Origin of the sequence: Halorubrum ruber, from assembly GCF_018228765.1 — an archaeon.
Classification (GTDB): Archaea; Halobacteriota; Halobacteria; order Halobacteriales; family Haloferacaceae; genus Halorubrum; species Halorubrum ruber.
In genome coordinates this window covers 2,678,077-2,690,175 of record NZ_CP073695.1, presented here as the reverse complement: position 1 = coordinate 2,690,175, position 12,099 = coordinate 2,678,077, and the positions used below count along the sequence as shown (strand labels likewise).

Here is a 12,099-nt window from a genome sequence, read left to right as displayed (position 1 = left end):
GGTACTCCTAAAGTATGAGGTGGCAACCGCGGGACGCCGGTCCGCCCGGCGCCCGCCCCCCATCGATGGCATCCACGGAACCAGTCGGCACGACGCGCTCGGCCGAGTCGGACGACGCGACGGCCGAGGGCTCGGAGGACTCGGCGGTCGAACACCGGGCGAGCGCCGCCTCCGACGACGAGTCGAGCGCCGGCGCGGACCCCGTCCTGTCGCTGTCGGACGTCACGAAGGCGTTCGGGCCCGAGACCGCCGTCGACGACGTCTCGCTCGACGTTCGCTCCGGCGAACTGCTGACGTTCCTCGGCCCCTCCGGGTGCGGCAAGACGACGACGCTGCGCACCATCGCGGGCCTCGAAGAGCCCACGGAAGGGGAGATCGCGCTCGGCGACGAGGTGGTCGCCGGCGACGGGTCGTTCGTCCCGCCGGAGCGGCGCGACGTGGGCATCGTCTTCCAGAACTTCGCCTTATTCCCCCACCTCACCGTCCGCGAGAACATCGCGTTCGGGCTCGGCGACGCCGACGCGGAGGAAAGCGAGGCCCGCGTCGACGAGCTGCTGGAGCTGGTCGAGATGACCGACCACGGCGAGAAGACGCCCGACCAGCTCTCCGGCGGGCAGAAACAGCGCGTCGCGCTCGCTCGTTCGCTGGCGCCCGAGCCCGAGGTGCTCCTCCTCGACGAGCCGTTCTCGAACCTCGACGTGCGCCTCCGCGTGGAGATGCGCGAGGAGGTGCGCCGCATCCTGAAGGCGGCCGGCGTCACCGCGGTCTCGGTCACCCACGACCAGGAGGAGGCGCTCTCCATCTCCGACCGCGTCGCCGTGATGAACGACGGGAAAATCGAACAGGTGGGCCGCCCCGAGTCCGTCTTCGAGCGCCCCGAGTCGAAATTCGTCGCCTCCTTCCTCGGGCGGGCCTCGTTCCTCGAAGGCGAGCTCCGCGACGGGAAGGTCGACACCGGCATCGGGCGCTTCGACGCCGTGACGCTGGAGGGGTACGACACCGTCTACGACGGGGCGCCCGTCGACGTGCTCGTCCGGCCCGACGACCTCCGCGCGACGCCCGCGAGCCCCGAGCTCGCCGACGGCGTCGTCACCTCGCGGCAGTACGTCGGCCCTTCCTTCGTCTACCGGGTCGAACTCGACTCCGGCGAGGCGGTCCACTGCCTCCACAACCACGTCGAGGAGTTCGACCTCGACGAGCCGGTCTCCTTGGAACTCACCGCGGACCACCCGCTCGCTTGGTACCCCCGGTAAGCGCGTCGCGGTAGGGATGTCGGGCACGATTGGCTCGGTTGTCACCTATTTTTCAGACATATTACCGTCTGAACCAGCTGTTCGCTGAACGGTGCTTCTTGATCGAGTGCGGGAGTAGGTGTAGTACGTCGTGAGTGAGGCCATTTATAACGCGGATAGCGGTGTTGCTGTCGGCTGTTTATAAGTGACTGACGCCACCGCGGCGAGTGTCTCCAAAGCCCCAGCCGTGAGGGCGTCGTACGCTCGCTGCGCTCCTCGTCACTCGCTTCGCTCGTTCCTGCGGTGCTTACGTCGCCTACGACGCCCTCACGGCTGCCCCTTTGAGTCCCGCCCCACACAGCGACCGCACCTCACGCCTCCCCAACCTCGCCGCTCACGCCCTGCGGGCGTTCGCGGCGTCCCTCGCGCGTGCGACTCCCGCCCTCCGGGCGCTCGTCGGCACGCGCCACCGCACCCCTTTTTTATAAGCACTCGTCGCCGCCGCTCACGGTTATTTAAATACGACATCGCGGCCGGCGATCTGCGATACTCACTCCCGCTATCGCTCGCCGCTACCTCTGTACTGATGAGGAAATTTACCAGCTGCTGGGTATCTCAATGGCGCCGTCCGATTCAAAAGTCGCCGAGCGGCGGCTCAGAACGTCGCGAGGAACGGAACCGCGTACGCGATCAGCAGGCCGACGAGCGTGACGGCCGCGCCGATACCGACCTCGCGGCTGCCGAACTCCTGCATCGGTGCGGTCACGCGCTTGTCCGGGTCGGGCTCGTGCGAGTGGTCGTCCATAATCGCGGATCCGGTCGGGGGACACATAAGCCCACCTGTACCCGGCGGAGGTGACGCTCCTCGCCGCGGCGTTGAAGCGCCGAATTGACTTGTCACTGATCACGCGGCACACCGCGTTCCGGTGTCCCGATCGCCGTGGATAATCTCAGTCAAAAAGAAAATTACATATAGCCAGTTGTAGGACGGAAACGTACGCCCAAAGAAGATACCTATGACAAGTGTCCTCACCCTGGCGTTTGTCGGCGTGGTTCCGATTGCCGTCGCGTTCGTCCTGCTCGCCGGACTCAGGTGGTCCGCCGCCCGCGCGATGGGAGTCGGGTGGCTGCTCGCGGGCGGAATCGGACTCACGTACTGGCGCATGGAGCTCGACTGGCTGATCGCGTCGGCCGTCTACGGCGCGTTCCAGGCGGTCGACATCATCCTCATCGTCTTCGGTGCCATCCTCCTGATGAACTACCTCGAGGGGAGCGGCGCCATCGCCACCATCCGGTGGTACTTCGGGCAGATCGAGGAGGACAGGCGCATTCAGGTGCTGCTCATCGGGCTCGGCTTCATGACCATCATCGAGGGCGCGGCCGGGTTCGGGACGCCGGGCGCGCTCGCCGCGCCGCTGTTCATCGGCCTCGGCTTCCCGCCGCTGGCCGCCGCGGTGTTCGGCCTCTTCTTCAACGCGCCGAACCCGCCGTTCGGCGCGGCCGGAACGCCGGTCATCGGCGGGACCGGCGCGGTCATCGAACCGGCGCTGTCGGGCTCGGTGAGCGTCGGCGAGTTCCTCTCGATGGTCTCCGCGTGGTCCGGCGTCGTCACGGGGGTGACGTACGTGTTCTGGGGCCTGCTCGGCGTGTTCTTCCTCACGTACTGGTTCGGCGACGCCGACGGGGGCCGGAGCCTCGGCGGCGCCGTCCGCGACACGCTCCCGATCGCCCCGTTCGCGCTCCTGCTCGGCGTCGTCACCGGCGGAACGCAGCTGGTGATAGCGTGGTTCGTCGGCCCCGCGCTCCCCGACATCGCGGCCGGGTTCGTCGTCCTCGGCGTCGGGCTCCTGCTCGCGAACAACAACATCCTCGTCCCCGACCGCGAGTGGGACTTCCCGAGCGACTCCCAGTGGAGCGACACCTGGCTCGGGGGGCTCGACCTCGACGAGATCTCCCGCGACCAGCCGAATAAGGAGATGTCGGTGCTGCTGGCGTGGACGCCGTACCTGCTCGTCGCGCTCGCCCTGCTGGTCACCCGGTGGCCCGACCTCACCGTCGCCGGGACCGGGGTGCTGGCGTGGATCCAGAGCTTCACCGTCGGCATCGACTCGATCCTCGGCACGGAGCTCGGCTACACGCTCCAGTACCTCTACCTCCCCGGAACGATGCCGTTCATCCCCATCGCCGTCCTCACGGGCCTCATCCACAAGATGGACCTCGACGAGATGGGGGCGGCGTGGCGGCGGTCGGTCGAGCAGGTCGCGCCCGCCGCGCTCACGCTGATCATCGCCGTGTCGATGACGCAGGTGATGATCCAGTCGCAGACGAACACCGCGGGCCTCCTCGGCATGATGGAGGCGCTCAGCCGCGCGCTCGCGATCGGCGCGGGCGGCCTGCTCCCGATGATCTCGCCGTGGATCGGCGCCATCGGCTCCTTCATGACCGGGAGCAACACCTCCTCGAACATCCTCTTCAGCGTGCTCCAGTACAACGCCGCCGAGACGGTCGGGCTCTCGCGGACGATCGTCGTCAGCCTCCAGAACGTCGGCGGCGGCCTCGGTAACATGGTCTCCGTGCTGAACGTCGCCGCCATCTGCGGCGTCGTCGGAATCACCGGCCGCGAGGGCGACCTGCTCCGCAAGGCGATCGTCCCGATGGCCCTGTTCGCGCTGTTCGCCGGGCTGTTCGGGATGCTCCTGAGCTACGTCCTCGTCCCCGGGCTGTTCTGACCCGGCACGGGTCGGTTCGGGGCCGGACGTTTCGTTTCAAGCTCGGACTCTGAGAGCTTTCAGATCGAAGCGGAGATTTAACCGGGGCCGAATCAACGACCGCGTATGGGCGGCGTCGACCTCACCGATCGCGGACTCGTCGTCGACCGCGAGCCCAATCGCCTCGACGAGCTCGCGCTCGAGTTCTCTCAAGTGCTCTCGCGACTCGACATCGGCCACGTCTTCGTCGCGGGCTACGTGGCCATCCTTGCTGGGCGGTCGCGTTCGACCGAAGACGTCGACGTGTTCATCGAGCGCTGCTCATCGGAACGGATCGACGACCTCGTCGCCGAACTGGAGCGCGAGGGGTACTGGGGACCGGCGATGCCGCTCTCGAATACGTACGAGAACCTCGCCAGCGGGACGAACATCTGGGTCGCGCCGGACGGCGAAATGACGCCACATCTCGAAGTGAAGTTCCCGAACGACGAGTTCGACCGCGCCTCGCTTGCGAACGCGATCGACGCGCACGTCGGCGGCGAGACGGTCCCCATCGGGCCGCCCGAACTCCAGATCGCGTACAAGCTCTCGCTCGGCGGTCGCACCGATCTCGAAGACGCCGCACACCTCTACACCGTCTTCGGAGCAACGCTTTCCCGCGACCGGCTCGAAACGTGGGTCGAACGACTCGACGTCGAGGACCGCTATGAGCGACTCACGAACGCCTGAAGAGGGCTCGGCCGGAAGTGACGACAGTCCCGAGCGACCGCCCCGCTACGAGCAGGTGATCCGGTGGGCCGAGTACATCAACGCGCAGCCGCCGGAGGTGTGGGGCCCGCAGCAGAACGCGGTCGTGAACGGCCAGATCGAGAGCGCGCAGGCGGTCGACGTGAGCGCCGAGGAGAAGAAGCGAATCCGGGAGTTCGCGGACGAGACGTTGCGGGCCGAAGGTGAGACCGACGAGAAAAATAACAGCGAGGAGTAGATCGACGCCCGAACTCAGCCGTAGAGCATCTCGTCGATGTCCGCTTCGTCGGTCGCGACCCCGGAACTGACTCGGCCGCGCCGCATTCGTTCCTTTTGTTGCTCTGATAGCGGGAGGGGCGATACCATACCGAGGCCTCTCTCACGAGCCGTAATAGTCGTTACTCAAACGACTCCAACGACTCGATGCTCGGGACGGGTCTGGGTTTTGGGGTGCCGACAGCCTCGCAGTATACCGAGACGTATCGCTGTCGGTGGTTCTCTGTTAATAATCTTCAAAAAAGTCACCAGTCCGATTAGGGTGACGGTCGCGCCGATACCGACCTCGCGGTCCCCGAACTCCTACATCAGAGCGGTCACGCGCGTGTCCGGGTCCGGCTCGTAGGATTTTAGTTCTCGAACGTGATTTCAACCGTTCCGGTCTCCCATTCGCTTCCAAGGTCGGCTCCGGTCGTATCTATACCAACTCCGACTCCGACGTACGAGCCGCTACCGGTACCGGGGAATCCCTCAGTGTAGTCCCCGTCAGGGTTGACCTCAGTTGGTCGACCCTGCTGGGGTATATCGTAGAATACGAAGTGTTCTGGGTTATCGAGTCCACTCCAGTCGATCTCGGCCGTCACACTGTCGCCGATCCGCGAGCCGTATCCGAACACGTTGTCAAAGAAGTACTCCGAGTCAGTGCTGAGGCCCGTCCCATCGGAAAGGAAGCCACCACTGTTTACATCCGCATTCTCATTAAACCGTAACTCGAGTTTACCGTTCTGCTGTTCGGCGTACTCCGAGTTCTCTAGGCCTGAATCATTCGCAAGCAGCGTCGCGAACGCACTATTGTCCGAGACGACTGAAACGCTCACACCACGTGATGCGCTTGCCTGTGAGAACGCGCCCGTTCCCGTCGCCGCCGCGCTTCCAGTTGCCAATGCGCCCAGCCCGACCACAAATTTGCGTCGTTCCATGGGTTGTCTACCTCTGTTACCGCACACGACCCGCCGGGGACACGAGACATCCCGTGTCACCCCGGGTCGCTCTACTACACCCATGGAGTGTATCCCATATCGTTATGAGTCAGCAGAAGATCTTCCGTAGGCGACAGATGCCTTTCCGTTCGAGTCTGAAACGCAGATGAGACCGCCTGAACACGATTCATGCCGCCCCTTCGAGTCCAAATCTGGCCCCAAAACCAGTTCGACGCTCGTGATCTCAGAACCCATGTGTGAAATAGACTATATTACTACTCGCTGCTCGGTACCGGCTGAATTCGCTCCGATAGAACAGACACCTCCGAACCGCAAAAGCTGTCAGCTACTCGGAGCCGCAACTAGGGGCGCTATCAGAGGGTACACCGAAGCCACCGTTGTTCGGCTTTTCGAAGCTACAGGTCCCTGAGTTCCACTGCGGATGGACGTAGGTGGTGCCGTTGAGAGTGACGCCGATGATCCGGTCACCACCGGCTCCGGACAACTGGCCTCTAAGGTTCTTATCTGTGTCAATCTTCACGTTCTTCGTCACAATCTCGTCGCCTTGGCCCGGATTCTTGTCGAAGAGGTAGACATCGACGCTCAGGTTCTCGTTGTCTCGGAGGATCTCCGCGTTACCGTTGCCGAAGTACTCCACTTCCCTGTCGACGGGAACGACATCCTGGTCGCTCCGTTCGATCGTGAACCGTCGCGTCTCCGTATCGCCGAACAGCTGCGCCGTGACTCCCGTGCCCTCGACGGTCACCGTAATCTCGACATCGACGCTGTCGTCAGGTGCGAGTCCCTCGACGTGACCGACGATGTCCTCTGCGTGCCCGGTCTCGATTACGGGGTCGTACGACACGTCCGCTACCACTCCCGTGTCGTCGTCGTCGATCGAGACATCCGTGATACGAATTTTCTCCGAGAAACGGTTCGTGATCGTGACCAGGTGAAGAGCCCCGTCGTTTTTCAGGTCCGACGGGATCGTTTTGTCCGACTCGCTGTACCCCACGTACGCCACATCGTCGTCGACGACGTTCACTTCCACGCCCCGCTCAGCCTCCATGCTGCTGAACGCGCCGGTCCCGGTGCTCAGCGCCGCCGATCCGCCGCCGCCGAGCAGGAGGATGAGGTTGCGTCGTTTCATGGTGTGCGTGGGTCCGACACTCGCTTACTGGGTGACAACACGTGTCGCGCACTTAAGGTTATGAGCCATCGGAAGCGGGTATCGCTCGGCTTGAACGCCCGTGACATCGGCCTGAACCTCAGTGACATCGGCCTGAACCCCGTTCTCGCCGCCGACCCCGACTCCCTGTCCGCCCGCGCTCCGATCCGATCCCCGGTCGCTCACTCGCCGCCCACTTCGGGCGGCTCCTCGCCGCGGCCGACCTCCATCTCCGCGGTGTAGTACTTGTGCGCCAGCGCCGAGAACGCGAACGCGACGACGATAGCCAGCGTCCACGCCATCTCGGGGAGGAGCGTGAACGGCCACACCCCGATCCACACCGCCGAGACGAGCGCGGCGGCGACGCCGGAGAGCCCGAGGTAGTACTCGCTCCACGGTATCTCTCGGCCCTCCACGACGTCGAGGTAGACGTCCACGTCCGTCAGCGCCGGCGTCGGCTCGACGACACCGCGCGCCTTGTTGAACTCCACGACCCCCGCGTCGTCCATCTTCGGCAGGTGCGACTGCTGGAGCGCCGTGTACACTCGCTTCCGCTCGCTGCTCGATATCTCGGCGGTGTCGATCCCGTTCTCCCAGGCCGCGATCTGCTCCGCCATCTCGCCGATCTCGACCGCGTCGTCCGGCTCGCGTTTCAGCAGGTGTACCGCGAACCGCCGCCGCTGGTTGGCCAGAACGTCGAACAGATCGTCTTCGGAGATCTCCGCCGCCGGCTCTGCCCCTCCCGTCTCGATCTGCTGTGCCGACGCCATTTACGTCAGACAAATATGAACACACCAACATAAAACCACAGGTTGTGATAACTCGACAACGTTTATTTGCGTTCACGATCGTCTCCGCGAATGGGCCTGATACGCCTGTTCTGCGGGGTTTGAGTGATTCCTTCGGCATCTCAACTGACGAACAACCTATTTGATCGCGATTCGATATATGAAATTATCACATTCCGAATCACTTTTTGGGGCGGTGACTCCGCGGTCCCGCGCGGCTCTCGGACACGTTGACGAACCCCTTCGGAACTTCAAGCACCGCATAACCAAGGGCTTCCGGCCGCAAGGGTCGACCCGATATACATGTCCACCGTCCGCCGGACCCTCCTCCTCGCTGTCCTCGTCGCCGCCGCGGGAGGCCTCGCCTTCGCGACGGGGGCAGCGGTGGTCGACGGGCCGGGGGACACGTTCGCGGAGGAGCGCCTCGCCGTTCACCCCGTGGACGGCCCCAACGGCGCCTACGCGTACCTGAACGACGACGACGAGATCGTCGTCGACGTCTCGGGGTCGAACCCGAAGCTCCCGAGCGACTTCGAGGGGGTCAACCCGGGAACCCTCGCCTCGGCCGAGGGCGTGTTCACGATCACCTACAGCGCCGACGAGTACGCCCGCGTGTGGATCGAACACCCCGAGGAGAACGTCACCTTCGTCGCCGACGGCGAGTCGATCGAGGGCGAGGCGAACAATGTCACGCTCGGTCCCGACGAGACGGTCGCGATCGGGCTCGAAGTGGACGCGCGCGGCGCCGTCGCCGGCACGCAGCTGGGCGGGGACGACTTCGACATCCGCGCCGAGGTCGCGGAACCGGAGTCGATGTCGTCGAACGCGGACGGCGAGGAGGAGGACGCCGACGGCGGCGCCGCGACGACCGTTCGTCGCCCCGAGCCCGACCGCCGAGAGTTCGAGGGCCGCGAGCTCTCTCCGGGCGACGGCGTCACGTTCGACGCGGGCGCGATGGAGATCGCAGGTGGCGACGTCACCCTCGACCGCGTGCGGATCACGAGCGAGAACGGCCGCGACGTCAACTTCGAGACGGTCGGGCGACCGGACCCGTTCCCGTCGGCGGGGCCGCTGAACGACACCCGGGGCGCGGCGCCGAACGGCTACTTCGAGTTCGACCACTCGTTCGCCGGCGATGAGGTGTCTCGCGTCCGGTTCTCTATGAGCGTCGACCGCGACTACCTCAACGAGACGGGCGGCGACCCCGACGACATCTCGCTGTACCGCCGGTCCGAGTCGGCGCCCGGCGGCTGGGAACGGCTGGAGACGGAGCGCGTCGACCCGGCCGTCCGCCGCCTGCTCGACCTGCCCGAGGACCGGGTCCACGTCACGGCGTCGACCGACGAGTTCTCGGTGTTCGCCGTGGCGACCGACCGGGCCCGCATCCGCGCGACCGACGCCTCGCTCGACCGCGAGGCCGTCGACGCCGGCGAGTCGGCCGTCGTCCGCGCAACGGTCGCGAACGAGGGGCGCGACGACGGCGCGCGCGACGTGACGCTCACCGCGGACGGCGAGCCGCTCGCGACGCAGCGGGTCGAACTCGACCCCGGAGAGAGCGCGGCCGTCGCGTTCGAACCGGCGTTCGACGACCCCGGCGAGTACGACATCGCGGTCGACGACGCCTCGGCGGGGACGCTCGCGGTCGGCGACCCGGCCGGTGACGGCGACGAGGACGACACCGCGTCTGTCGAGGGAGGAACGGACGACGGCGGCACGGCGGCGCCCGACGGCGACGCGTCCGATCCGCCCACCGAGGAGCCGAGCGGGATCGGCCCGTCGAACCTCGTCGGACTCGCCGTGTTCCTCGTCATCGCCTTGGCGAGCGTCGCGCTCGTGCGGCGGATGCCGCGGTCGTGACACCCGCTCGCGTCGGTGGCGCGGACGCCGGTCGACGGGTATCGCCGTTGGATCCCGGGACCACAGAGATTAACCGAGCGTCGCGGAAGTGATTCCCGTGAGCGACCTCTCGTCGGAGACTGACCGTTCGGCCCCGGGCAGAGACGGGAGCGACGGTGCCGTCCGCGACCGCGACGCGCGCGGTCGGTCGGGGTACGCGGCGTTCCTCGACGAGCTGTCCGCCCGCACTCGCCTCATCGACCTCGTCGCGCTCTGCCTCCCGCCGACAGTCCTCGTCGCCGTGTTCGCGCTCCCCCGAGTGACCCGCCGGTCGCTCGCGTTCGCGTACACCGACCCCACGCTGCTGTCGGCGTTCACGGCGCACTACGTCCACCTCGGCGCCGACCACCTGCTCGGGAACCTCGCCGGGTACGGGCTGCTCGCCGGGACCGACTACGCGCTCGCGGTCCTGAGCGGGCGCCGGCGCCTCTTCTTCACGGCGTTCGTCACCTACCTCGCAGCCTTCCCCTTCGCGCTGTCCGCGCTGAACCTCGCGGTCCCGCGGAACGCGATCGGCTTCGGCTTCTCCGGGGTCAACATGGCGCTGGCCGGCCTGCTTCCCATCGTGTGGTACTACTACGCCCGCGAGCAGTTCGCGCCCGGGGCCTCCGTCGCCGCGCTACCGGCGGTCTTCTTCGCGCTCGTCGGGTGGATCGCGCTCCTCGCGCTGCCCGTCTCGACGGAGGGAATCGGGCTGGCGGGGCTGTCGATCGGCGTCGCGGGCGCGCTCCTCGCGCTGCTGTACGCGGCCAGCAGCGGGGTGCGGCTCCCGCGGTCGCTCCGGGCGCACGCGAAGTCGATCGCCTCGCGCCCCGGCTACGGTGACCTACTCGCCGTCGGTGCGGCGGTCGCCGTCGGCTACCCCGTCGTCGGGTTCCCGTCCGACCCCGCGGGCGCCGACAGCGTCGTGAACCTCTACGTCCACCTGCTCGGGTTCTGTCTGGGCTTCATCGGCCCGTTCGCGCTGCTTGCGGGCGGCGTCTTCGACGAATAAGGCCGTCCGCAACCGTCCGGACTCGCCTCCACCCACGAACTTATTAGGACACGCCGCCGTTCAGCGATCGACGGCTACCTGACGCTCTGACGACAGGAACCGCTTCGCGGCGGGAGCCGCCCCGAGATCGCCGGCGCCCCGAGATCGCCGCTGCGCCGAGACCGCCTTCGATCCGAGACTGCCCCCGACCAGAGACCGACACCATGTCCATCAAACGAACGCTGTCCGTGGCCCTTCAGGCGGCCGCGGTGCTGGTCGTCGTCTCGCTCGTCGTCGGCCAGTTCCTCGGACAGCCGATACTCCTCAGCTACGTCGAGACCGGGAGCATGCAGCCGACGCTCTCCCCCGGCGACGGGTTCGTGGCGATCCCCGCGCAGATCGCGGGCGGGATCGGCCCGGGAGACGTCGTGACGTTCGACGCCCAAGAGATCCAGGGCGGCGGCCTGACGACCCACCGCGTCGTCGAGGAGACCGAGCGCGGGTACGTCACCCGCGGCGACAACAACCCCTTCACCGACCAGGACGGGGGTGAACCGATCGTCCAAGACGCCGACATCGTCGCGAAGGCGCTTCAGGTCGGCGGCGGCGTCGTCGTGATACCGCACTTGGGCACCGTCGCGATGGGGTTCCAGTCCGCGCTCCAGTCCGTCCAGACGTGGCTCGCGGTGACGTTCGGCGTCCGCTCGTTCCAGGGGACGCAGGGGCTCGCGTACATCGTCTTCGGGCTGTCGGTCGTCGCCTACGCGGTCGACTGGTACCTCAACGCCGGCACGCGCGACCGCGACTCCCGGGACCGGTCGCGCGACGATGGCACCTCTGTGTTCGCGATCCTCGGCGTGCTGGCGCTCGTGTTGATGGCCACCGCGACGGCCGCGATGGTCGTCCCCGCCGGGACACAGGAGTACGGCGTCGTGAGCGCCGAGTTCGAGTCGGAGAACCCGACCGTCATCGAGAGCGGCACGAGCCAGGAGCTCGAGTACGTCGTCCCCAACGCCGGGCTGGTCCCCGTGTACGCGTACGTCACGCCGGCGAGCCCGGGTGTCGACGTCGACCCGCAGCGGCTCTCGGTCGGCAGTCGCGGCGAGGCGTCGACGACGGTGACGCTGTCGGCGCCCGACGAGACGGGGTACTACCGCCTGTTCGTCGTCGAACACCGCTACCTCGCCGTGCTGCCGCCCGGCATCGTCGACGAGCTGTACGGGGTCCACCCGTGGGCGCCGCTCGTCGCGATAAACGGCCTGCTCGGCGGCGGAATCGTCTCGATCGGGCTGCTGCTGTTGCGCGGCGAGCCCGCCCGGATCCGGTCGCGCGGCTCCCGGGAGCGCCCCCCGCTCTACAAGCGACTCCTCCGCGAGTTCTACAGGTAACAC

Annotated in this window: 11 protein-coding genes; 7 read left to right on the top strand and 4 right to left on the bottom strand. The window is 66.7% G+C overall.

What is annotated here, in order from left to right:
* Positions 1 to 65 precede the first annotated feature (65 nt).
* Positions 66 to 1,253, top strand: coding sequence for an ABC transporter ATP-binding protein (locus tag J7656_RS13295; protein ID WP_017342425.1), 1,188 nt, complete (start codon positions 66 to 68; stop codon positions 1,251 to 1,253).
* 634 nt (positions 1,254 to 1,887) lie between these two features.
* Here J7656_RS13295 and J7656_RS13290 read toward each other — a convergent pair.
* Positions 1,888 to 2,037 carry a DUF7550 family protein gene (locus J7656_RS13290; RefSeq protein WP_004595158.1) on the bottom strand — a complete coding sequence of 50 codons (150 nt, stop codon included), beginning with the start codon at positions 2,035 to 2,037 and terminating at the stop codon, positions 1,888 to 1,890.
* Between the two features lie 211 nt (positions 2,038 to 2,248).
* Between J7656_RS13290 and J7656_RS13285 the strand changes: the two genes are divergently transcribed.
* From J7656_RS13285 to J7656_RS13275, 3 genes are all read left to right on the top strand, one after another.
* Positions 2,249 to 3,961, top strand: a complete 1,713-nt coding sequence (locus J7656_RS13285; RefSeq protein ID WP_211553543.1) for an L-lactate permease — start codon at positions 2,249 to 2,251, stop codon at positions 3,959 to 3,961.
* A gap of 105 nt (positions 3,962 to 4,066) precedes the next feature.
* Positions 4,067 to 4,669, top strand: coding sequence for a hypothetical protein (locus J7656_RS13280; RefSeq protein ID WP_211553542.1), 603 nt, complete (start codon positions 4,067 to 4,069; stop codon positions 4,667 to 4,669).
* Entirely contained in the window at positions 4,647 to 4,925 is a 279-nt protein-coding gene (locus J7656_RS13275; protein ID WP_211553541.1) for a DUF8150 family protein, read from the top strand. Before J7656_RS13280 ends, J7656_RS13275 begins: the two co-directional genes overlap by 23 nt.
* 388 nt (positions 4,926 to 5,313) lie before the next feature.
* Here J7656_RS13275 and J7656_RS13270 read toward each other — a convergent pair whose 3' ends face one another.
* The 3 genes from J7656_RS13270 to J7656_RS13260 form a co-directional block, all read right to left on the bottom strand.
* The gene (locus J7656_RS13270) at positions 5,314 to 5,883 is read right to left on the bottom strand and encodes a DUF1102 domain-containing protein (RefSeq protein WP_211553540.1); all 570 of its coding nucleotides are present in this window, start codon (positions 5,881 to 5,883) and stop codon (positions 5,314 to 5,316) included.
* A 346-nt stretch (positions 5,884 to 6,229) separates the two neighbouring features.
* On the bottom strand, positions 6,230 to 7,033 hold the full coding sequence (locus tag J7656_RS13265) for a hypothetical protein (protein ID WP_211553539.1): 804 nt from the start codon (positions 7,031 to 7,033) through the stop codon (positions 6,230 to 6,232).
* A 200-nt stretch (positions 7,034 to 7,233) separates the two neighbouring features.
* Positions 7,234 to 7,821 (bottom strand): DUF7344 domain-containing protein, encoded by a 588-nt coding sequence (locus J7656_RS13260; RefSeq protein WP_159357728.1) that lies wholly within the window; start codon positions 7,819 to 7,821, stop codon positions 7,234 to 7,236.
* Positions 7,822 to 8,142: 321 nt separating this feature from the next.
* On the opposite strand from J7656_RS13260, the gene J7656_RS13255 reads away from it, so the two are divergent.
* The 3 genes from J7656_RS13255 (at position 8,143) to J7656_RS13245 (ending at position 12,096) form a co-directional block, all read left to right on the top strand.
* Entirely contained in the window at positions 8,143 to 9,696 is a 1,554-nt protein-coding gene (locus J7656_RS13255) for a CARDB domain-containing protein (RefSeq protein ID WP_211553537.1), read from the top strand.
* Between the two features lie 97 nt (positions 9,697 to 9,793).
* Entirely contained in the window at positions 9,794 to 10,729 is a 936-nt protein-coding gene (locus tag J7656_RS13250; RefSeq protein WP_211553535.1) for a hypothetical protein, read from the top strand.
* A 203-nt stretch (positions 10,730 to 10,932) separates the two neighbouring features.
* Complete coding sequence (locus J7656_RS13245) at positions 10,933 to 12,096, top strand: signal peptidase I (protein WP_017342435.1); 1,164 nt, start codon at positions 10,933 to 10,935, stop codon at positions 12,094 to 12,096.
* Positions 12,097 to 12,099: the final 3 nt, after the last annotated feature.